Origin of the sequence: Shewanella aestuarii (assembly GCF_014647215.1) — a bacterium.
GTDB classification, from domain to species: domain Bacteria; phylum Pseudomonadota; class Gammaproteobacteria; order Enterobacterales; family Shewanellaceae; genus Shewanella; species Shewanella aestuarii.
In genome coordinates this window covers 1-24,084 of the sequence record NZ_BMOT01000017.1, presented here as the reverse complement: position 1 = coordinate 24,084, position 24,084 = coordinate 1, and the positions used below count along the sequence as shown (strand labels likewise).

Genomic DNA, 24,084 nt, shown 5'->3' with positions numbered 1-24,084 from the left:
CATCAGGGTTAGACCGCATCAAAATGTAACCGCGCCAACACAATAAGCAACTGTTTAATTATCGCTTTTACCCTAATTTTTTAAGATATGCCCTATTAATGTTCGATAATTTCCCCATAAGGAGGTTTGCCATTGATGCCAGTCAATTAACCCCATAGAATGGTTGCAGATGTTCTATTGTGAGTGCCCTATGCTGTCATTAATTCAATCTAATCAAATGGAAGTCTTGTCTGAACAACTGGCAAAAATGTTGGCAACTCCTTTGAGTAACACCCACCTGTTAACCACAGAACAAGTATTAGTACAAAGCCCAGGCATGTCGACCTGGCTGCGCCTAGAAGTGGCTAAACATAATCAAATCGCAGCTGCACTGACTTTTCCTTTGCCATCAAGTTTCATTTGGCAACTTTGCCATCAATTACTGCCCAACGTGCCCAAAGAAAATGCGTTTACTAAAGCCGCAATGACATGGAAGTTGATGGATTTATTACCCAACCTACTCAATGATATTGATTACGCGCCATTACAGCATTACTTAACCAATGGTAATACCCAACACAGCGATAACCATGCATCAGAACAACAAGATGCGCTTAAGCTTTACCAACTTTGTAATCGTATTGCCGATATTTTTGACCAATATCTTGTTTACCGTCCCGAATGGATTCAAGCATGGGAAAATAACCAGCCACTGACAGATCTAAACGCACAGCTTAGATTAGATGCTAATCAGTTGTGGCAACCCAAACTCTGGCGAGCATTAGTGGATTACAACCACAAAACCTTACAGGCAAGCCAATACCACAGAGCCAATTTACATCAATCGTTACTCGATGCGCTGGCTGAGCCCGCGACTAATATCAACATGCTACCTAGCCGTTTGTTTGTCTTTGGTATTTCATCAATGCCACCACAAACATTAGCCGTCATTAATGCGCTGGCACAACGTATTGAAGTAGTAATGCTAGCCTTAAGTCCTTGTCAGCACTACTGGGGAGATATCATTGACCCCAAAGTTAGAGCGAGAATGGCGCTAAAATACACCCATAAAAAACAGTTAGCTGAAGACTGGGAAGATAAGCTTGAGGTGGGTAATCCATTATTAGCCAATAATGGTAAAATGGGGCGTGAGTTGTTAGATTTACTGCTAAGTTTACCCGCTGAAAATACCAATTTTAACTACGATTGTTATGTTGAGCCAACGCCAGATAATCTTTTACATGGTGTGCAATACGACATATTACAAATGGAAACCTTAGGCCAAGCCTTGGGGCCAGATGCTCAGCTATACCAGCAAATCACCCAACGCCGTTTGCTTGAGCCTGATGATGATTCAATCACACTTCGCAGTTGCCACAGTCCATTACGAGAAATCGAAACCTTACACGATCACCTTGCGAGTTTATTTGACGCGCATCCGGACTTAGAGCCCAAAGACATTGTTGTGATGATGCCAGATGTCGCTGCATACGCACCTTATATTGATGCCGTATTTGGCACGATTAACAGTCAATATTATTCGAGTTTTCAGCGAGCCGCGAAAGGCCACCAACAACTGGCCATTCCCTATGCGATTGCCGATCGCGGCGCAGCACAGGAATCCCCGTTAATTAATAGCTTTTTAACCTTATTAAATATCAACCAAAGTCGATTTGGATTAACTGAGGTTTTGTCGATTCTAGAAGTGCCAGCCATTTTAAGGCGGTTTGAATTAGATGAAGATGACTTTGAGATGATCAAGCGCTGGCTGGATCATGCCAATGTTCGCTGGGGGCGAGATGAACATAGTCGCAAAAAATTAGGCTTGCCGGCATTTAGCCAAAACTCTTGGGCCTTCGGGGTTAAGCGATTGATACTGGGCTACGCGCTGAATGATGATTCACCAATCTACCAAGGCTGCCTCCCCGTCAGTGGCGTTGAGGGGCAATCAGCGCAAGCCTTAGGTAAACTGCTTAACTTTTTAGAAGCCATTGATGAACATGCTCATGGCTTTATCAACGCCAGCTCAACAGCCGAACGCTTAGCGCAAATTAATCAATTAATTGAAGACTTCTATCAAACCAACGACGATGAGCAAAGCCAAATCTTAACCATCAGAACTGCGCTTGCATCATTGTCTGAAGAGCTCATCGAAGCTGGCCATCAAGGTCAGGTTAATATAGAAGTATTGAAACAATGGTTTAATCAAACCTTGAATGACTCGCGTGTGGGTCAGCGCTATCTTGCCGGCAGTATTAATTTTTGTACCCTTATGCCGATGCGCTCAATCCCATTTAAAGTCGTGTGTTTACTCGGCATGAACGATGGTGTTTATCCTAGAGTACAGCACCCTGTCGGCTTTGATTTAATGGCGCACTTTGGTGCACAAAAAGGTGACCGTTCACGCAGATTAGATGACAGATACCTTTTTTTGGAAGCCCTTTTGTCTGCACGAGAGCAGCTTTATGTCAGTTACATTGGTCATAGTGAACGTGATAATGCCGAGCGTATTCCTTCAATGCTTATTTCCGAATTAGTCGAGTTTTGCCAAATGAGCTACCTACCCGCCCATTTGGCAGCACAATCATTAAGCCTTGATGATATTGAATCAATCGAGCAAGCCGTGAGTGAACAGCTGATCCAAGCACAACCCTTACAGCCGTTTGACCATAAACTATTCACCCCAAACAATCCGCGCCAAAGTTACCATCAGCGTTGGTGCCCCCCCGCATTTGAACAGGTTTATGATAAGCGCTTTTTTAATCCACAAAAGCCAATATTTGTAGAGCAAGTAGATGAATCGGCGCCCACTCCAATTGCAGACAATACTGAGCTTGAGTTGTCGGCCTTGATCCGATTTTTCCGCAATCCAGCACAATATTTCTTTAACCGTAGCTTGAAAGTCGATTTGAATTTAAATTTGCAAGCCGATGATAACGATGAGCCTTTTAATCTTGATGGCTTAGGCCGTTATAAGTTGCAGTCTAGCCTTATTCACTCCGCACTGAACCAAACAAATAACCATGTAGACATTGAATTGCTAACTGAGCTAAAAGCCAGTGGTGGCCTACCGATGGCCCCTTTTGATGATATATTATTATCTCAATATCAACGCGATATTACGCCCTTAATCAACCGACTGCATTTTTTGCAAAATGAGCAACACAGTGGATCGGTAAACATTGATTTAACCATTAAGGTTAACTTGCCTAATCGGGTTAATGAGCGCGAGGCTAACAGCACTAAGGGGGTCGAAAGTGCGTTTAATCTAGTCGGTCGCATCGATGATGTGAGCCCCAAAGGACTGATAAATTTTCGTCCTGGCACCGCACACGGCAGAGATTTAATTCAATGTTATATTCGTCATTTATGCTTGAATGCGCAGGGATTAACAAAGCACAGTTATCTGCTTGATATGGGACATTTTCATTGTTTTGCGCCAATCAACGCCAATCATGCCCTAGAAAAACTCAGCCAGTTTGTACAATCGTTTGTGGATGGTCAGCAGCAACCTTTATGTTTTGCCCCTCGCACTGCCTGGATGTATGCACAAACCGACGGCAGCCATAATGAGAAATTATTTGGCGCACAAAAACAGTGGCGTGATGACCAAACCCAATTAGGTGAAGGATTTGAGCCTCATCATCAACGCTTGTTTCGTTTTCCTGATGATTTTAGCGAGCAAACATTTGGGGCTTTAGTGCAAAAGCTGCTGCAACCTATGGTGAGCCTGTATCACAAAGGTAAGCTCAGCGAATTAGAAGACTTTGTCAGTAATGATGCCGTTAGCCAGCATGCCACTGAAATGGCTAAAGCGATGGATTTGTAATGGCATACTTTGCTGCTTTATCAATTAATCCAACATTTTGCCAATGGCCGTTACCCTGTATTGGAGCAAGACGCACTGCTTATGAATAATGCCAAACCAGCTAATATAACCGTGTCAGCACTCGATGCGCTTCATTTGCCATTTAGCGGAACCAGCTTAATTGAAGCCAGTGCCGGTACAGGAAAAACCTACACTATTTCAGGTTTATATTTACGTTTATTGCTAGGACATGGTGGTCAGGCACCGCTGCTCTGTGAGCAAATTTTAGTGGTCACCTTTACCAATGCCGCGACAGAAGAGTTACGAGATCGGATCCGTAAACGTATTCAGATTGCTTACAAACGTTTTTTAGGTGTGGTGACGCAAGATCATTTTATTGAGCAACTTTATGATGATATCCCTGAAAGTGAGCACGCCATTGGATTAAAACGCCTAGATTTGGCGCTTAAATCCCTAGATGAAGGTGCAATTTTTACCATTCATGGATTTTGTCAGCGTATTCTTGCCGATATGGCATTCGAATCATCATTGCTATTTGAATCAGAATTCACCTTAGATGATAGCGAATACCTACATCACGCGGTACGGGACTTCTGGCGTGAAGCCTGTTACCCGCTACCTTTGTTACTCGCCCAGCAAATCAGCAATACCTTTGGCGAACCCGAAAAATTAGCCCACAAGGTACGAGCACTGCTGGGAGCAAGTCAGGCAACACCTTCTGATACGCCAGAAGATTTTATCAACCTGTCTGAGTCGTTAATCCAAAGTTTGCAGCGCTTTAAACTGCGCTGGCCTGTTGAGCAAGAGGCCACCTTTGCCCTATTAAATCAACTGCCATTGAATGGTCAGCGATTTGGCAAAAAGACCGATGGTTATCCCAAACTACAACTCTTGTTTGATGAATTAACCAACTGGGTAAGTTACGGCCAAGGTTTACCGCCGCAAAAACCGATGGAGCATCTGGCTTTATCCGAGCTAAAACTCAATAAAGGCGGTGAGATCCCATCAGCCCAGGATGCACCATTACTCGATCATATTGAACGATTAGCGGCTTTAATCGATGAGGTGATCCCAGCGTTTTTAGTGCGTGCTCAGGCCGGAATTAAACAACGTTTTATTGAGCAAAAACAACAGCGCAACTTAATGACGCCGGACGACCTGCTAACAAGCTTGGCCAAAGCGCTTGAAAACAATGCAGATACACTACCAAGCGCCATAGCAAAACGTTTTCCAATAGCCTTAATCGATGAGTTTCAAGATACTGACCCGTTACAATTTCAGATTTTTAGCACCGTCTATCAAACGCCCGACTTATCGGCGATAACTGGCCATGATGTGCAAAACCTCTCTGAGCAATCTGAGCACCAACAAAGTGGCGGTATATCGGCATTAGGTATGTTGATGATTGGTGATCCTAAGCAAGCCATTTACGCTTTTCGTGGTGCAGATATTTTCACTTACATCAACGCCCGCAATCAAACCCAAGCGCATTATAATCTCGACACTAATTATCGCTCATCAGCGCAATTAGTAGAGGGTGTAAATCAATTATTCAAGCAACACCATGACCCTTTTATCAGCGCAGCCATTCCCTATGATGCCGTAAAAACACCTCAATCAGCGCGCAATAAAATATTACTTGAGGCCAGTGAGCAGACTGCCGCACTGAGAATTAAGTTACTCAAGGAAGACCCTGAAAGCGGACTCAATAAAACCAGTGCAAGACAGATCCTAGCCAATGATACTGCGGCTGAAATCACCCGTTTACTGACTGAAGCACAGTCAGGCCTGTGCAGCATTAATGGTGAGCCCTTAATTGCTAAAAACATTGCCGTATTAGTGCGTGACCGCAATGAGGCAGCCGTAGTGAAAGCGGCATTAAGTGCCCGAAATATCGGCGCGGTATTTCTAAGCCGTGACAGTGTATTTGATACCACTGAAGCCAGAGAAATTGCGCTTATTTTACGAGCCCTTGCCAATCCTAAAGATGAGCGAGCTATTCGTGCCGCGCTGGCCACAGAGCTTATGGGATACAACGCGATTCATATTCATCAATTTAATCAAGATGAAACCCTGCGCCAAAAAGTGCTCGATTTGTTTAACCATTGGCATCAGTTGTGGTTATCAAATGGCATTATGCCAGCATTACTAAGCTTAGCGAATGACACGCGTTTAGTGCACCGACTGCTTGCAAAACCGACCACTAGCGATGACGTTAGCAACAATACTGCACAGCCATTGGCTGAGTTGGCTTCTAGCACTAGCGATGATGATGAATTTATCAGTATTAGTGCCTCGGGTGAGCGCCGTTTAACAGACTTTCGCCACCTTGGTGAGCTATTACAGCAAAAAGCCACAGAAGTAGATGGTAGCAGCGCATTAATCAACTGGTTTGAACAACAATTACTGGGTAATCAAGGTCAAGACGAGCAACAACTTCGTTTGGAAAGTGAGCAAAATCTGGTGCAGATTGTCACCATTCATAAATCAAAAGGGCTTGAGTACCCTATTTGTTTTGTGCCGTTTATCAGTTTAGCCCGCGGTTCAAATCGACGCCCAGAACCTATGCTTTATCACAATAATGGCCAATTAATCTGGGATATTCATGGCAGTGACGAGGGCTGGGAACAATACAAGCGCGAAGCACTTGCTGAAGATTTACGCCTACTTTATGTTGCATTAACACGACCGGTTTATGCATGTTATTTATATATAGCCAACCAATCACGAATGTTAAAAGCTGGGATCAGTTCCCAATTACATGAAACCGCCATCGGCTATTTGTTGGGGATCACCGACAAAAGTTGCGACGGTGAACAAATGGCAGCAAAAGTGGCCCAACTTGCCACAATTGATGCAATTGGCGTTGAAAATGTAGCCGACAATATTGGCACTCAGGTATTGAGCGACAATCACGACACACAACAAACCTTTGTGGCAAAAAACAGCAGTAGAAAATTGGGCTTACCTTGGAGGGTGGGCAGTTATTCTGGATTGGTTAAGCACCTTCCCCATGAAAAAACCGCCCCAGGTGCTGATGATGAAGATTTCAGTGAAGAGATACTGGCTGAAATTAGCCCCATTACAGCTCAAGTATTAGACCGATTTAGTTTTGAGCGCGGAGCTAACGCGGGCAGTTTTATGCATTTAGTCTTGGAACTGTTCGATTTCACTCAAGCAGAAACCGCGTTACAACCGGCGTTAATCAAGGCCATGCAACAATACGGATTTGATCAACAACTTTGGTTAGCCCCATTAATGGACTGGTATCAGGAAATTCTCGCCACGCCATTAATAAAACCCGATCTATCACAGGTGTGTTTACAGCAATTATCGCCTCAACACACCTTAGTTGAAATGGAGTTTTACCTGCCAATTAATCAACTGCAAGCCGCACAGCTTAATAGCTTATTAGGCCAATATGGCTATGCTAATGATTTTAGTTTTGACACCCTCAAAGGCATGTTAAAGGGCTTTATCGATTTAACCTTTGAACATCAGGGGCAATTCTTTATCGCCGATTATAAATCCAACCATTTAGGCCACCAGCTGCAAGATTACAACCCAAATGCGATGGCCCAAGCTATTAACAGCCATAGATATAATTTGCAGTACATACTCTACACCCTAGCATTACACCGTTATTTAAGGCTGCGGATGCCTAATTATGATTACAATCAGCATATTGGTGGATGTTTTTATTTGTTCTTACGTGGCATGAGTCCTAACACTGTCGGTTCTGGGGTATTCTTTGACAAGCCAGATGCACTTTTAATTGAACAACTTGATGCGCTATTTTCCCAAGCTGCAAGTGACAATCATGCCATAGACGTTGAAATGGAGCAGGCATAGTATGATAACAACTCAGCCAATGAACACTTTGCTAAAAAAATGGCAAGACGCGAAATTAATCACTGCATTAGACAGGCATTTTGCGCTGGAATTAGCCGAGATTGAGCATATTGACGCAGCGGATGAATGCTACCCTTTATTTTTATTGATCTGCACTTTACTCAGCCAGCAATTATCCAACCAACACAGTTGCCTTGTGTTGAACAATATTGTGCTAGACAACCCAATGGCTGAAGACATTGGCACACATCCATTTGCAATAGCAACGGCATCCTCGTGCCAGATCCAGCAAAGTCATACTGAGTTGATTACTCAAATCAGTGCGTTTAACGCCATTGGTCAACCTGGGGACAATACCCCGATGATTATTGAGTTTGATAGGCTATATCTGAATAAGTACTATTTTTTTGAAACCCAGGTCGCGCAAAAGTTACTCCAGTTAACCCAGGTAAATGTTAATGCCGACAACCCTTTGCTACCTGGTTTTTTGGATGATTTATTTCCACAAGAGCCTCATCATCACGGCCAATTTGATTGGCAAAAAATTGCAACAGCAACGGCATTAACCAAAGCACTAGCGGTAATAACCGGCGGACCTGGCACAGGTAAAACAACCACTGTGACTAAATTATTATTGCTGTTATTGACGCAACAAAATATGACCATCAGGTTAGTTGCGCCAACAGGTAAAGCCGCAGCCAGACTAAGTGAGTCAATTAAAGCCTCTAAAAACCGCCTAAGACAAAGTCTCAATGACAACTGCCAGCCTCAAGCCTTACTAACGGCTTTAGAAGCCATTCCCGAAGAGGCAGCAACTCTGCATCGATTATTAGGGGTTATTCCACATTCACACCATTTTCGGCATAACAAAGATAATCCTTTGCGCCTTGATTTACTGGTTATTGATGAAGCCTCTATGGTCGATTTACCTATGATGTATAAGTTACTCAGTGCTTTACCTACTCATGCCAGATTAATTTTACTCGGCGATCAAGATCAACTTGCATCTGTAGAAGCGGGGGCCGTGTTAGCCGATATTTGTCAGGGTTTACAGGTCGCAAGACCAATTGAAAACCAAATAGATAGCTCCAGCTGGCGTATGCGATACAGCCCAGAACAAGCAAAACATATCCAGCGATTAACCCAACAAGATGTCAGTCAGTTTATTGATAATAAAAGCTTATTTGGTGATAGCCTGTGTATGTTAATGCATAGCCATCGCTTTAAAGGGGATGCCGGAATTGGTCAATTAGCCAATGCAGTCAATAGCACTGACATTGCAAAAATTCGCCAGGTTTGGCGCCACGGTTATAACGAACTGAATTGGTTTGAGCACCAAATCAATACTCACCAAGAAAACTCTGGCAAGCAGCAATTACTCGCCTTATCTGTGAGCGCTTATCAGCCATATTTGCAAATGATCCAATTCAATCAAGGTGTGTTTGCAAATAATTTACCTAATACTGCAATCTATGGTGCTGAACAGATTATTGAACAATATAATCAATATCGTATGTTATGTGCCATGCGCGCATCTGAATACGGGGTTGAAGGTATGAATTTAGCGATTACCGACAGTTTACGTCAGGCAAAACTTATCGACTCTAAACAGGAATTCTATCTTGGTCGGCCGATTATCATTCAAAATAATGATTACAATTTGGGCCTATTTAATGGCGATATCGGCTTAATATTACAAGATCAACACAACCCTAAACGCTTAATGGCACATTTCATTCAAGCTGATGGCAGTTTATTAAAAGTGTTACCTGCAAGACTACCTAAACATGATACTTGTTTTGCGATGACAGTACATAAATCGCAAGGCAGCGAGTTTGATCAAGTGAGTTTTGTACTGCCACCGCGCCCTAGTATTGCACAGTGGCAATTACTGACTAAAGAATTGCTTTACACCGCCATTACCCGCGCTAAAAATCATTTTTATTGTTTGGGCAGTGCTGCGGTTTTTGAACGTTGCGCGAAACAAATCACCCTACGCTCATCGGGTTTAGCAATAAGATTATGGGATGGTGACACCAAGGCGTAGGGATGCTATTTACGGTTCGCTCGGGTTAATTGCTGAATAAACAACAATTAACAAATTAATATTCAATCACTTAAAGTTAAACTGAACTTTGTGTTGATAATATTGCGGATCTATAGCGAGTCTATTAAAAGTAAATGAATTACAGTTAACTGAGCAAAAACGGGTTGATATGCATTAATTAACCCGAGCAAGCTTGTTTACTAAAAGCAATTATTATTAATGACGTCCAGCTCTCCAGAATGTCGAATATCAATCATAGCCTGACGAAGTTGATGGATTAATTTAGGGTCGGTTTGCAAATGCGTAGCAATTCCTAGTTGCATATTATTAACGGTATAAGCAATTTCAAAGTTATCTTCAGTAAAGCCACTGAGTTTAACTTCCTCTTTAAAGCCTATAGTGTTGTTGTAGTGTAAATCAACGCGGTCATAATTAAGCATTTGTAGTGCACGAGTCTGATCTGATACAAAGTAGACATTTTCTGAGTCAGAATTAAGATTTAGCCTTTCTAAGGCAACGTCTGCACGTGGAATAGCAATGCTATAACGACTGGCATCTGCAATAGAGGCAATAGTAATATCATTTCGGCCTTTCTTTTTATATAGGGCATCTTGAACCCAATATAAATCATCGACCCAAATAAAATAATTCATTCTATTCTTTGTTTTACCAATGGTAAAAATGAATGTATTCGGTTGATGTTTAGCATCCCGATAAGCACGTCCCCAAGGTATCATCTGAATATCAATAACAAAGTCTATATGCTTCTGAAGTGCCGCCAAAATGTCTATCGAACACCCAACTAGCTCTCCTCGTTCATTCATAGATTGAAATGGCGGATAACTTTCAGTAAAAAAAACAATTTTCTCTGCAGCCGAAACGTTGCATGCCAGCAAGGAAGCAAATAATAACACTAAATATTTTTTCATCCCAACCACGTCAATACAACGCCTCCGAAAAATCAATTGGTTAACTTTATAATAGTAAAGACCATGAGTCACAACAATTTTTTAACACCAGATGTTAGGATACACTTATTGAGCTCGGTATCACTACCGAGTCCTCAGTTTTAATACTTAATGGCTCAATAGTCTCTATTCGATGGATAAATGTATATCAAACAAGGTTTTGCATCGCTAAGTCGCTGCATTCACTCGAAATTGACTTATCATTGACGCGTCAACTCGTCCTATGATCAGCTAACAGTGCAAATTTCAATGTAACAAATCGTATGTAAACCATGCCAATCTGTTTTATTCACCTTTTATCCGAGTTGAGCTTAAATAATTCTTAACCCTTACTTGCCATACCCCTCATTGGATCTTTATCATAAGCAGGTCATTTTCGGGCGCATTTATCTAGCCCAATATTTTCTTTTTAGGAGTAATCATGCCCAAAATAAATCTGCTACTTTTATGTGGCGGTGGTGGCGCTGAGCACGATATATCATTGATGTCGGTTAAGTTTTTTGAATCATCGCTAGCAAAGTCAGATAAATTCTCGGTATTACGCTTAGAGCTAGATAAACAAGGACATTATAAAACCCAAGACGGTAAAGTGTGTGAATTAACAAACCGCCGTGAAGTGCGTTTTGAAGATGATGCCATTCCCGCTTGGCCAGTTGATTATGTTATTCCCTGTATTCATGGCTACCCTGCTGAAACGGGTGATATCCAATCTTATTTTAATTTAATTCAATTACCTTACTTCGGCTGTGAGTCAGAAGCATCCAGCAATTGCTTTAATAAAATTACCGCAAAAATGTGGTTTAGCGCTTTAGGCGTCCCAAATACCCCCTATATTTTCTTGCACCAATATGATGATGAAGCCATAGCACAAGCTAATGCAGCATTTGATAAATGGGGATCATTATTTATTAAAGCCGCTTCTCAGGGCTCTTCTGTGGGGTGCTATAAAGTAGACAATAAAGCTGACATCGCCAACATATTAAAAGAGGCATTCGGCTACTCTCCTTACGTAGTTGTTGAACAAACCATTGTGGCTAGAGAACTGGAAGTTGCCGTATATGAGTATCAAGGAGAAATTGTGGCGACCAAGCCAGGTGAAATTGTATGTGATACTAATAACTTTTACACATTTGATGAAAAATACGCCACCGACAGCAAAGCTAAAACCTATATTGAAGCGATTAATATTGCTGATGACATTAGCGATCAAATTCGTGCCTATGCTATTAAAGCATTTAAAGGTTTAAAGCTACGCCATTTATCGAGAATTGATTTCTTTTTAACCGCAGACAATCAAATTTTATTGAATGAAATTAATACCTTCCCTGGGTTAACCCCCATTTCGATGTTTCCAAAAATGTTAGAGCACCACGGACATGATTTTAGTACCTATTTAACCGAAATTATCGAGTCACAATTAAGCTAAGTCTTGCTGGTTTATATGAGGCTAACCCATAGATAGCCTCATAATGCTAAACCGTATTTTTGATGCAACTCAGCCATATAACCACTTTTATACAAATGCAGTAACGCATGGTTGAGTTTATTTTGAGTTTCAACCTGTAAATCAATATGGCAAGCCATTGCTCTTATCGATGTAAAAAAAATGATTTTAGGCTCGCCAAAATCGGCATCATTATCAGCCATTATCGCTTTAGCACTAACAAGATCCGCCGCCCAAAAATCAATTCTTCCCCGTTGTAATTTCTTAACATTCAAGTTGTCATTGTTGGTTAAATCAACTTGGTAACCAAAGTGGGTCAAATACTCACCTATGCCGCTGCCCAAAAAACTGCCAATACTGGCTAACTTTGCATCACTTAAGGAAGCTAATTGTGGTTGCGACTGGTCGACACTGAATAATCCGTATCGAGAAATCATCACAGGCCCAATCCAAGTGTAGTGAACTTCACGATGTTGGTTACGCTCTATGGGTAGAACACAAGTATTGAGGTCGGATTCTGCCATCGACATACCACGCTTAAGTGGCAAAAATACAATGTCATATTCAAGATCTGTTTGCTTGAATAAAGCATTAATAAACTCAATGACTAGACCTTTTTTGTTATTCCCTTCTTGAGTAGCAAAAGGCACCTCAGAATAAGTGATTAAGGTCAATTTATCCGCAGGGAATACCCTCAGTGAATACATTGATAGTAATGTGATTAATAGTAACTTAGTTCCAAACACGAATAGCCTCCTCATAGGGCAATGTCTGGCCTTTTATCACTTGTTGATTTATTGGCTTAGGTGAACCTGGTTGAGATAACCACCATGCTTCATCTTTAATCGGATTCATTTTTGGGGCGCACTTGGCATTAACCATGGTTTGTTCAAGTTGGGCTAAATGTTCATCGACTCGTTTAGCAAAGGCATCTAAGCCTTGTTTAGCGCTATAGGTGCCATCAACAATTTTACTGACATATTGCCACCAAAAGCCGGCCATATTGGGATAGTCGGGAACATTACTGCCCGTTGGGGTCCAAACATTTCTAGCATTGCTGCGATAAAACTCGACTAAGCCACCAAGGTAAGGGGCTTTTTCACTCATGACATTTGATTCAAGATCTGACAAACGAATGGGGGTGAATCCCACTAAGGTTTTTTTCAACGAAACCGATTTTGATACCAAAAATTGTGCATATAACCAAGCCGCTATTTGCCTTTCTTTAGGGGTGTTTTTCAAAAATGTCCACGAGCCTGCATCTTGGTAGCCTGATTTCATACCTTTTTTCCAGTACTTACCTACAGGCGATGGAGCCACTTTCCATTTAGGGAAACCTTGAGCATCCATAATGGGTAAATTAGGACGATTTAAATCACCAACAAACGCTGAATACCAAAATATTTGCTGGGCAATTTTACCGGTCGCTAACCATTTTCCAGCTTCTGAAAAAGTTAGCGATTTCGCTTCATCAGGGGCATACTTAAGCCAATCAACAAATTTTTCTATGGCATATACGGCTGCAGGACTGTTTAGCGCCCCACCTCTGGCAACGCTCGCACCTGCTGGATGACAGTGCTCAACTCTAATCCCCCACTCATCGACAGGCAGACCATTGGGTAATCCGACATCACCCACTCCAGCCATGGACAGCCACGCATCTGATATCCGCCATCCTAGAGAAGGATCTGTCGCTGCATAATCCATATGGCCATAAATTCGAATACCATCAATAGTGTTGATATCTTCGCTAAAAAAGCGCGCGATATCTTCATAGGCTTGCCAATTTTGCGGAACGCCTAATTCATAACCATATTGCAGCTTAAATTGAGATTTAAAGTTTGAATTCTCGAACCAATCGCTACGATACCAATATAAATTAGCAAATTGTTGATCGGGTAATTGATAAATGACCCCAAAGGGATCACTGGTAAACTGTAAGCCAATAAAGTCATTTAAATCCAGTGTAGGTAAAGTATATTGACCAAATTCGAATGTTAGCAGTTCTGATATCGTGGTGATCGCGCCACTACGAGAATGACTCCCTATAAGGTCACTATCGTTTATGTAAGCATCATATAAGTTTAAACCCGTTACCATTTGTGCCGATATTTTTTTTATAACATCATCTTCTCCAGTTAGTTCATGGATGACATGAATTCCAGTTAAGTCATAAAATGCTTTTGCAAGCACTTCAGATTCATAAACATGGGTATCAATATGTTCAGACACAACACGAATCGTTAAACCAGCAAAAGGCACTGCCTGAGATTTAAACCACTGCAACTCTTGTTGCTGCTGGCTTAATGATAGCGTGCTGGGTTGTAACTCTTGCGTTATCCAATCTGGAATGTTCGAGTTCATAGCAACGGCGATTAATTTGCCATCATTTTGACTCATTTTTGAGGATGTTGTGTCTATTTGAGCCTGCGCTGAAATTGCGCATAACGCCCACAAGATGGCCAACAATATTTTACTAACATTCAATAAAGGTAATTTCACGCTGATAAAATCCCTCGTGTCGAAAATAGCTAAATCAGAAGAAATAGTTAACTAAAACAAATTAATCATAGTTGAAAAATAAAAAGACGAGCACCTAAGCGAGACTTATATTGAATTTTTGACATAAAAAAGACCAGCAAGCTGGTCTTTTCAATATTGCAAAATAATGACTTATTTTAGAAGCCTTCTACACCGGCCATATCAGGTAATTGATGGGCGATACCTTTATGACAATCGATACAAGTTTTTTCACCACTTGCCAGCGAGGTAGAATGCATTTGAGATGCACGCTTAGATTGACGAGTGAAATCCATGTAATCGAAGTTATGACAGTTACGACATTCAAGCGAATCATTGGCTTTTAAACGATCCCACTCATGCTCTGCCAATTCACGGCGCTTACCTTCAAATTTTTCACGAGTATTGATCGTGCCGAAGACTTTACCCCAAACTTCTTTAGAAGCCTGCATTTTACGGGCAATTTTATCAGTCCAGTTATGGGGAACATGACAATCAGGACAAGTTGCACGTACACCACTACGGTTAGTAAAGTGGATCGTACTTTGTAATTCCTGATAGACGTTGTTTTCCATTTCATGGCAACCAATACAGAATTTCTCTTGGTTGGTCACCTCTAGAGCAGTGTTAAATCCACCCCAAAAGATAACCCCTGCCACGAAACCACCTAATGTCAAAAACCCAAGACTGTAGTGAACGCTTGGACGATTAACTACCGTCCAAACTAACTTCAGTTTTTCAAACAATTTAGCCAACATAATCGCTCCTAATGCTTAGCAGGTTCTGTCGCTTTAATCAGATGGTCAATATCTACAAAGTCATTTTCAACCAGTAGTTTTGCATCTAATTGCGGTGCGTGACATTGGGTACAGAAATAACGACGAGGAGAAAGTTCTGCCAAGAAGTTATTATCGCGATCCATATAATGGGTCACACTTACCATAGGCGCTTGTGAATGGCCTGTGCTAGTACGAGCATGGCACTGCATACACTTATTCACTTTAAGATCGATCTGATAGCCATCAATCTTGTGTGGAATAACAGGTGGCTGCATTGGATAGTTGCGCACTTGTTTCACATCAGTGTTGATCACTTGCTGCATTGCCGGTGGCGTTGGTTCAACATTTAACGGCGCTAAACGTAAAGTAGCGATTCTTTCTTCAGGTACACTGGCAGCCATTATCCCAAAGGACAAACCTAATAGCGCTACCATAGATATCAATTTACGAGCATTCATGGTTATTCTCCTTAGGCCTTAACAATCTTAACCGCACATTTTTTAAAGTCTGTTTGCTTTGACAATGGATCTGTCGCATCTAACGTGACTTTATTAATGAGCTGGCTAGCATCAAACCAAGGTACGAATACCAATCCTACTGGCGGTTTATTACGACCACGAGTTTCAACACGGGTTTTAATTTCACCACGACGAGATATCACTTTGACTTCATCACCACGACGCAAACCACGCTTTTTCGCATCATCAGGATGCATAAAACACACGGCATCAGGGAATGCTTTATAAAGCTCTGGTACACGCTGAGTCATTGAACCTGAATGCCAATGTTCTAATACTCGACCTGTTGATAACCAAATATCGAACTCTTCGTCTGGTGATTCTGCAGGTGGCTCATACGGCAGGGCAAAAATAACCGCTTTACCATCTGGCTTACCATAAAACTCGAAACCTTTACCTGGTTTAACATAAGGATCCGCACCTTCACGGTATCGCCATTTAGTCTCGACACCATTCACTACAGGCCAACGTAAACCGTGCTCTTTGTGGTAAACATCAAAGTCAGCTAAATCATGAGCATGGCCGCGGCCAAAGGTTGCATATTCTTCGAATAAACCTTTTTGCACGTAGAAACCAAAATGTTCACCATCATCATTCAGATGCTTTGGATCTGAATCTGACATTGGGAACTTGTCCACATTGCCGTTTTGATATAAGACTTGGTATAACGTTTTACCTTTAAATTGCGGATTCGCTTTTAACACATCAGCAGGCCACACTTCATCTGTGGTAAATCGCTTTGCAAACTCCATCAACTGCCACATATCTGACTTTGACTCACCTGGAGCGCGTACTAGTTGGTGCCAGAATTGAGTGCGGCGTTCAGCATTACCGTAAGCCCCCTCTTTTTCGACCCACATTGCCGCAGGTAAAATTAAGTCAGCAGCTTGCGTGGTAACTGTTGGATAAGCATCTGACACTACGATGAAGTTTTCAGGATTACGGTAACCTGGTAAACCTTCTTCATTCATATTAGGCGCGGCTTGCATGTTGTTATTGACTTGTACCCAGTAACAATTTAAATCACCATCTTTTAAACGACGATTTTGCTCTACTGCGTGATAACCTGGTTTTGGTGGAATAATCCCGCTTGGAATTTTCCAGATTTTTTCTGCTGTAGCTCTATGTTCTGGATTAGTTACAACCATATCGGCTGGTAAGCGATGTGAGAAAGTTCCCACTTCACGTGCTGTACCACACGCCGATGGTTGGCCTGTTAATGAGAACGGGCTGTTACCTGGAGTGGAAATTTTACCTACTAATAAATGGATGTTATAAATCAGGTTGTTACACCATACACCGCGAGTGTGTTGGTTGAAACCCATAGTCCAGAAAGAGGTCACTTTCTTACTTGGATCAGCATAAAGTTCAGCCAGTTCAATCAGCTTATGCTCAGGTACGCCTGATAACTTACTGACAGATTTAACATCGTAATCAGCAACAAACTTCTTAAACTGTTCAAAATCTATTGGCGTTGAATCACCTGCAGTGGCAATATTTTTAGCTTGCTGTTCAAGTGGGTGAGTCGGACGCAGGCCATAACCAATGTCAGTCGTGCCTTTGCGGAAGTTAACGTGTTTGCTAATAAAATCTTTGTCAACTTTATCATTTTGAATAATGTAGTTCGCGATAAAGTTTAAGATTGCAAGGTCAGTTTGAGGTGTAAATACTATTGGTAAGTCTGCTAAATCAAACGAGCGATGTTCAAACGTAGATAATACGGCAACTTTAACATGTGGTGCGCTTAAACGGCGGTCAGTGACACGCGTCCAAAGAATTGGATGCATTTCTGCCATGTTTGAGCCCCATAATACAAAAGCGTCAGCCACTTCCATATCATCGTAACAGCCCATAGGCTCATCCATACCAAAAGTACGCATGAAACCGACTACAGCCGAAGCCATACAGTGTCGAGCATTAGGGTCAATGTTATTTGAACCAAAACCGGCTTTCATTAATTTAACCGCGGCATAACCTTCAAATACTGTCCATTGGCCAGAACCAAACATACCTACAGCAGTAGGACCTTTAGCCTTTATGGTTGCTTTCCATTTTTCAGCCATGGTATCAAATGCTTGATCCCAGCTGATTGGAGTAAATTCACCATGTTTGTCGTACTTACCATCGGTCATGCGTAACATTGGCGTTTGGATGCGGTCACGACCATACATAATTTTGGAGAGGAAGTAGCCTTTGATACAATTTAGGCCCTTGTTGACTTCGGACTTTGCATCACCATGGGTAGCAACCACTTTACCATCACGTGTTGCCACGATTACCGAACAACCCGTACCACAAAAACGACAAGGTGCCTTGTTCCATTCTAATTTGGTTTGTTCAGAGCTTGTAATTAAGTTACTTGCTGCAGCGGGTAGTGCTAACCCGGCAACACTTGCCGCAGCCATAGCGGCATTGGCTTTCATAAAATCACGTCTATTCATTTTCATATCTCACCTTCTTCAAGCTCTTCACTTTGGTGGTAAACCATGGTTGCAGATAACACGCCAGGTAATGCATTAATGGTCGATATATCATCCATTAGTGATTTTTGGCTAGGTCCTTCAATAACAACAACTAATTTAACTTCGTTGTTTGCTGAAAGCTCTGCGTTTTCGATTGCCATTATTTGTTGTCTTACGTCAGCCATTTTGTCTGGTTGAACTTGGACAATTAAACTGGTTACGTGAAGTTCATTGCTCATTAATTACACTCACATCAATTTATTATTTATTTTTATATTAACTTACGCCTGGTGGACCCGTTAAAATTTGGCTAAACCAGATGCTAAATCCCAAGGCACTAACAAGCAGTACTGATAAAATGGGGGCGAGAAATACAGTCAAGAAAATGAAGATTTTCAATTCTAAACTTTTTTCACTTGCGTTTTCTTTACTCATGGAGCCTCCAAGAGTGGTTACAATGACGACATAAACTATTGGTTTTTGTCATTTGTTCGATTTACATGAATTCTATCGTTAAACAAATTGTGATCTATATACTCACAAATTGGTAAACAAGTGTTTAGTTGATCTAGATCATCAAAATTATCGAACTATTACTCAACTCTCAGTTTCTAAACGCAAACATCGATTAAAGAAAATGATTTAAACAACAAATCCACGCCAACAAGCATAGTGTAAGTTAACGGTAATTTCACAAATCCGTGTGAGATAGATTCAAAGATAAAGAAAAGTGTGATCTGTATTTAAGATGTGATGATTTATGAATAATTTTTTGATGGAGCTAAATGACTAGGGGCTGTTGACCTTTTAAGCTATTTTTTGCAGCGCTTTGTGGGAAATTTATACAAGGTAGATACTTTGACGTTTAGCTAGCCTACATAAAAAGCCGATAATGGAGTAGAAATGAATCACAAAGGCTGCCCGAAGGCTTCGGCTAAAATTGTCTTATGCTTTGTTAAGAAGTATTTACTTAGATTGCTGAGCTACATACTCCTTGCCATGCCTAAAACGGTTCTATCTCGAACCAAATTTAACCGTGAAAGGTCAACAACCCTAGATTGCCCTCGATAAAGATTATCAAGGGCGAGATTAAGTTAAATATGAACGTAACGTAATACTTTTAACGATTTTTGTTCATCAATATCAGCAAACACAATTGGGTTAGCAATACGTTCGATAAACTTCAGTTGTGGCGCCGTGGTTGCGACTTGTTGCATTAAAAAGTCACAGCTCAACTCAGGAGCATTTAAACACAACAACACCTCCCCACCTTCTGCCAGTAAACTTGGTAAACGTTTTAACAAACGTTCATAGTCTTTGGTAGCGACAAAGCTGCCTTTTTGATTACTTGGTGGATCGGCAATAATTAAGTCATAAGGACCTAATTTTGTTAATTTGCCCCAAGATTTAAAAATATCATGACCTAAGTAACGAGCACCATGGGGGAGATCATTAAGCACATGATTTTGCTTACCTATGCTAAGCGCACCTTTGCTCATGTCCATATTGACAACTTCATCAGCCCCGCCTTGCAATGCCGCAATGGAAAAACCACAAGTGTATGCAAATAAATTAAGCACATTTTTATGCTTTGCATGGTCTTTTACCCACTTGCGCCCGTTCGCCATATCCAAAAATAAACCGTGATTCTGACCACGTAAAATATGAACGTTAAACAAGGCTCCGTTTTCGTTTACGACATGATGTTCAGGCACTTCACCACTGATTAAATCCGTAACAGTTTGTCCGCCACTGCGATGTTGAAATACTAAATTAACAGCGTGTTCAGGCCTCAAGGTTTCAACTTTAAGACTAATAGCACTGAACAATGACTGCTGCTGCGCGTCATCTAATGATCTAAAGCTTGTCAGCAAAAGCACCGGAGGATACCAGTCTAAACACAGATGCTCTTCCCCTTTATATAAGCCGCCACGGCCATGAAAAATTCGTTGTACTTCATTATTAAAAGTAAACTCGTTAAGCGCTAAAATTAGTCCAGACATAAATATGCTTTATTCTCTTGAAGTATCAATTGGCTAGAAGAATTTAATCTTTATCTAGCTATTTCTGTGGTTTGCTTCGCTTATGTTATCTAACTCTGCTGTATTTTCCTGTTTTACGGCAGCGTCATTCGCTAAGAGTGTTGTCTCTTGATGTGGATTAGCGTCTAACTCGGTCATTTTATCTTCAGCCTCCTCAACATTATCGGCTAATAATATCGCTAGCCACATGCCTGACTGACTTGATTCCATACCAATTTTAACCACCATAGTCAGTGGAACAGACAGTAACATGCCGACTGAGCCTAATAACCAGCCCCAGAAAATTAACGATAAGAACACCACTAGTGTAGAAAGGCCCAATCCCTTGCCCATAAACTTAGGCTCAATTACATTGCCCATTACCATATTGGTACCTAAATACAACAAACCTGTAGCCCCAGCCGCTCCTGGTCCAAATTGGATAAATGCCAGTAAAACGGCAGGAATTGCAGCAATAATAGAACCAATATTGGGGATGTAATTAAACAGAAATGCAATCACAGCCCATAGCAAAGCATAGTCAATACCAATTATCGACAAACCAATCCCAACGATTATGCCCGTCGCTAAACTCACTAAAGTTTTGATCACCATGTATTGATTAACAGAATGTAAAAATTTATCGATTTGCTTTAAACGCATATCTGGATCATCGAGTGCTAAATGCAATTTTTTCGGCATATCCTGTGCTTCAAACAACATAAATACGATAGTCAAAATAATCAAAAAAAGGTTCGCCATCACACTGCCAACGCCTGATAACATATTCGTTGTCATACTCAGTGCCATGCCTGGGTCGAAATACTCTAAGACTTTTTGGCGAGAAATATGAATATTGAACGACTGTAATTTATCCAGTACCCATGCAAACTGCTCAATGAGCTGGGCTCGATAAACAGGTAACTGCTTTGAAAACTCATTAATTGAACTTCCCACAAGGCTTGCTAACCAAAGCCCTAGCAGTACGATAAATAACATCAACAGCATCACAGATAAGGCTTTAGGGATTTTAAATCGGCACATTAAGGTAATCGCAGGATTACAAATCATCGCTAAAAATGCTGACAATACAAAAGGAACCACTATCGGACTCGCCGCCTTTATACCTGCAAGCACAATGACAACACACGCCATTACGATAAAACTACGCATCGCCATAGACGATTGATGTATACCCTTCATAGAAGAAAAATCCTTATTGCTACCTAAGACCTAAATTAGTTATGTTAAGCTTACTTATTGAAAACAATATTTATTACTAGAAGACGCTATGAAACCAGAAACTGCCATTATACGCATAAAAAATCTTCGTTTACGCACCTATATTGGGATCAAAGAAGATGAAATTCAAAATCAGCAAGATGTCATTATCAATGTCGTGATCCATTATTGTGCAGATAAAGCACGAAACAGCGACAATGTGGCCGATGCCCTTAATTATCGCACTATCACGAAAAAAATCATTGCTTTAATTGAAAACAATCGCTTCTCACTACTGGAAAACTTAACCAATCAAACTCTCGCTATTGCTAGCGAGCATGATTGGGTTGAATTTGCCAGTGTCGAAATTGACAAGCCCCACGCCCTAAGATTTGCCGATTCTGTTTCAATGGAGCTCAGTTATCAAAAATCAGCTAGCTGATAATTGATCAATATAGATGAGCAACGCGTAGATATATATGAGTGATATTGATTAATTTTACGGTGTGAGGGATATATGAATATATTAATTACCGGTGCAACAGGCTTTGTTGGCAAACATTTAGTTGCCAAGCTGATGCAACACAAGTTAACCATTCTCTCTCGTAATGTAGACAATGCAGTGAAGGTATTGGGCAAGCAACATGTTTACATTGAAGACCTTTCTCAACTCAGCAATTTAGACGAATTTGATGCGGTGATTAATCTAGCGGGAGAACCTATCGTTGCTAAGCGCTGGAGTAAAAAACAAAAACAGTATATTTGTAATAGTCGTTGGAATATTACCCAGCAAATAAGCCAATTTATAAAATCGAGTCAAATCCCACCAAAAACATTTATCAGCGCATCAGCAATCGGGTTTTATGGTAGACAAGGCAATTCCCCTGTCGACGAAAATAGTGGTTTTCATGATGAGTTTAGTCATCAAATTTGTCATAAATGGGAGCAGTTGGCGTTGGCGGCACACTCTGCGGCCACACGAGTATGCATTCCACGAATTGGCATAGTATTAGGTAAAAATGGTGGTGCTTTAGCCAAAATGTTACCGCCTTTTAAACTTGGACTCGGTGGCCCCATAGGCAAAGGTAAACAGGGAATGAGCTGGGTACATCAAGATGATTTAGTCGCGCTTATTATCTGGATGCTTAATACCCCCAGTGCTGAAGGGATTTATAATGCCACTGCGCCAAATCCGGTAAGTAATGCGGTTTTTTCACAGGCTTTAGGTAAAGCTTTAAATCGACCAGCAAAAATCATTACCCCACCTCTTGCTTTAAGATTGGCCATGGGTGAGATGTCTGAGCTACTAACTGAAGGACAATTCGTGTTCCCCACTCGCGCACTCAAGGAAGGGTTTACGTTTCAGTTTACAGATGTGGATGATGCATTAAAAAGTGTTGTTTAAGTCCTTAATCTGCTTTAACGAGCGACTCAATTAGCTGAATAATACGTTGATATCGATTGGCTAATTTACGATGTTGTTTATGGACTAAATATAAAGGCTCAAACAAAATAACAGGTTTATCATTATCGATATATGCAATTTGAATATCTTCAAATTGTGCAAAGCAGCGCACCGCAAATTCTGGCAGCACCGTAAACCCTAAACCTTTAGCCACGGGCAATAAGATTTGATTTAGCTGGTTAACATATCCTGACTTTCTCATGTTTTTACTTGCATCTGAGTTAAAAAATGCTGAACTTATTTGCTGCCAATAAAAAGTCGCATCGGGGTGATCGATCATCCCAAGTTGGCTTAATAATTCGAAGTTTATGTTAGCATCAATAGGCTTACCGGCTACAGATTTGGGAAGCACTAAACACAATGATTGTTTACCGATATCAATACTGACCAGTTCTGCTTGAACAACTTGTTGGGTCACGATCCCCAAATCTAATTGATTAGATAAAATGCCGTCTATCGTTCGCTTATTGGGGCCAGCTTCTAGTAGCATCACTAATTCAGGGTAAGTTTGCTGCTCGTTAATTAAAAATGGATATAAAAGCGCTGCCATCGAGCCAGAGCAACCAATTTTACATTCTCCAGCAAAAGGCTCATCCACATTTAAACGGGTTAGCAACTCCTGCTGTTGACGTTGAAGATCACGCGCATACTCATAGACAGTCATTCCCGCCTCGGTTAACTCAAATCGCTTCCCAATACGGTTTATTAAGGCTGTTCCCACCTGATGCTCTAGCTTTTTGATATGCTGACTCACACCGGGCTGAGTCATAAACAGCTTTTCTGCAGTTTGAGTAAAGTGACCAAGTTCCACTAAAGTAATAAATGTGCTTAACCATTGTTGATTTAACAAGAGTGATCCCTCGGTTTTATTTGTCATCAGAGCCACACAGATAAGATAACATCAGCTTTAAATATATACCCAAACAACTTGAAGATACGTGTTTCAGAGCTTCACCGTGTTTTCAATACTAGGCGCGTT

General features: G+C 41.2%; 17 protein-coding genes. 6 read left to right on the top strand and 11 right to left on the bottom strand.

The window, feature by feature from the left end:
- The first annotated feature begins 190 nt into the window (after positions 1 to 190).
- The 3 genes from recC (at position 191) to recD (ending at position 9,707) form a co-directional block, all read left to right on the top strand.
- Entirely contained in the window at positions 191 to 3,808 is a 3,618-nt protein-coding gene (gene recC, locus IEY03_RS16560) for an exodeoxyribonuclease V subunit gamma (RefSeq protein ID WP_188843739.1), read from the top strand.
- A gap of 81 nt (positions 3,809 to 3,889) precedes the next feature.
- Entirely contained in the window at positions 3,890 to 7,660 is a 3,771-nt protein-coding gene (locus IEY03_RS16555) for a UvrD-helicase domain-containing protein (RefSeq protein WP_188843761.1), read from the top strand.
- Position 7,661: 1 nt separating this feature from the next.
- The gene (gene recD, locus IEY03_RS16550) at positions 7,662 to 9,707 is read left to right on the top strand and encodes an exodeoxyribonuclease V subunit alpha (RefSeq protein ID WP_188843737.1); all 2,046 of its coding nucleotides are present in this window, start codon (positions 7,662 to 7,664) and stop codon (positions 9,705 to 9,707) included.
- Between the two features lie 200 nt (positions 9,708 to 9,907).
- Here recD and IEY03_RS16545 read toward each other — a convergent pair whose 3' ends face one another.
- Positions 9,908 to 10,636: a substrate-binding periplasmic protein gene (locus IEY03_RS16545; RefSeq protein WP_188843735.1), complete on the bottom strand. Its 729-nt coding sequence runs from the start codon at positions 10,634 to 10,636 to the stop codon at positions 9,908 to 9,910.
- A gap of 460 nt (positions 10,637 to 11,096) precedes the next feature.
- Between IEY03_RS16545 and IEY03_RS16540 the strand changes: the two genes are divergently transcribed.
- A complete protein-coding gene (locus IEY03_RS16540; protein WP_188843733.1) occupies positions 11,097 to 12,101 on the top strand; it encodes a D-alanine--D-alanine ligase in 1,005 nt (334 codons plus the stop codon).
- Between the two features lie 38 nt (positions 12,102 to 12,139).
- On the opposite strand, the gene IEY03_RS16535 is transcribed toward IEY03_RS16540, so the two are convergent.
- The 9 genes from IEY03_RS16535 to IEY03_RS16495 form a co-directional block, all read right to left on the bottom strand.
- Positions 12,140 to 12,865: a substrate-binding periplasmic protein gene (locus tag IEY03_RS16535; RefSeq protein ID WP_188843731.1), complete on the bottom strand. Its 726-nt coding sequence runs from the start codon at positions 12,863 to 12,865 to the stop codon at positions 12,140 to 12,142.
- The gene (locus tag IEY03_RS16530) at positions 12,852 to 14,621 is read right to left on the bottom strand and encodes an ABC transporter substrate-binding protein (RefSeq protein WP_188843729.1); all 1,770 of its coding nucleotides are present in this window, start codon (positions 14,619 to 14,621) and stop codon (positions 12,852 to 12,854) included. Before IEY03_RS16530 ends, IEY03_RS16535 begins: the two co-directional genes overlap by 14 nt.
- 176 nt (positions 14,622 to 14,797) lie before the next feature.
- A complete protein-coding gene (locus IEY03_RS16525; protein WP_188843759.1) occupies positions 14,798 to 15,385 on the bottom strand; it encodes a cytochrome c3 family protein in 588 nt (195 codons plus the stop codon).
- Positions 15,386 to 15,405: 20 nt separating this feature from the next.
- Positions 15,406 to 15,876: a nitrate reductase cytochrome c-type subunit gene (locus IEY03_RS16520; RefSeq protein ID WP_188843727.1), complete on the bottom strand. Its 471-nt coding sequence runs from the start codon at positions 15,874 to 15,876 to the stop codon at positions 15,406 to 15,408.
- Between the two features lie 11 nt (positions 15,877 to 15,887).
- The gene (gene napA, locus IEY03_RS16515; RefSeq protein WP_188843757.1) at positions 15,888 to 18,377 is read right to left on the bottom strand and encodes a nitrate reductase catalytic subunit NapA; all 2,490 of its coding nucleotides are present in this window, start codon (positions 18,375 to 18,377) and stop codon (positions 15,888 to 15,890) included.
- Between the two features lie 2 nt (positions 18,378 to 18,379).
- Positions 18,380 to 18,637 (bottom strand): chaperone NapD, encoded by a 258-nt coding sequence (locus IEY03_RS16510; RefSeq protein WP_188843724.1) that lies wholly within the window; start codon positions 18,635 to 18,637, stop codon positions 18,380 to 18,382.
- Positions 18,638 to 18,674: 37 nt separating this feature from the next.
- The gene (locus tag IEY03_RS16505) at positions 18,675 to 18,833 is read right to left on the bottom strand and encodes a periplasmic nitrate reductase, NapE protein (RefSeq protein WP_188843723.1); all 159 of its coding nucleotides are present in this window, start codon (positions 18,831 to 18,833) and stop codon (positions 18,675 to 18,677) included.
- A 659-nt stretch (positions 18,834 to 19,492) separates the two neighbouring features.
- On the bottom strand, positions 19,493 to 20,401 hold the full coding sequence (locus IEY03_RS16500; RefSeq protein ID WP_188843720.1) for a class I SAM-dependent methyltransferase: 909 nt from the start codon (positions 20,399 to 20,401) through the stop codon (positions 19,493 to 19,495).
- A gap of 54 nt (positions 20,402 to 20,455) precedes the next feature.
- On the bottom strand, positions 20,456 to 21,622 hold the full coding sequence (locus IEY03_RS16495) for an AI-2E family transporter (protein ID WP_188843718.1): 1,167 nt from the start codon (positions 21,620 to 21,622) through the stop codon (positions 20,456 to 20,458).
- Positions 21,623 to 21,710: 88 nt separating this feature from the next.
- Here IEY03_RS16495 and folX point away from each other — a divergent pair, with 88 nt between their 5' ends.
- Both folX and IEY03_RS16485 read left to right on the top strand, forming a co-directional pair.
- The gene (folX, locus tag IEY03_RS16490; protein WP_188843716.1) at positions 21,711 to 22,082 is read left to right on the top strand and encodes a dihydroneopterin triphosphate 2'-epimerase; all 372 of its coding nucleotides are present in this window, start codon (positions 21,711 to 21,713) and stop codon (positions 22,080 to 22,082) included.
- Positions 22,083 to 22,157: 75 nt separating this feature from the next.
- On the top strand, positions 22,158 to 23,045 hold the full coding sequence (locus IEY03_RS16485) for a TIGR01777 family oxidoreductase (RefSeq protein ID WP_188843714.1): 888 nt from the start codon (positions 22,158 to 22,160) through the stop codon (positions 23,043 to 23,045).
- A 4-nt stretch (positions 23,046 to 23,049) separates the two neighbouring features.
- On the opposite strand, the gene IEY03_RS16480 is transcribed toward IEY03_RS16485, so the two are convergent.
- Positions 23,050 to 23,955, bottom strand: coding sequence for a LysR family transcriptional regulator (locus IEY03_RS16480; RefSeq protein WP_188843712.1), 906 nt, complete (start codon positions 23,953 to 23,955; stop codon positions 23,050 to 23,052).
- Between the last annotated feature and the right edge of the window lie 129 nt (positions 23,956 to 24,084).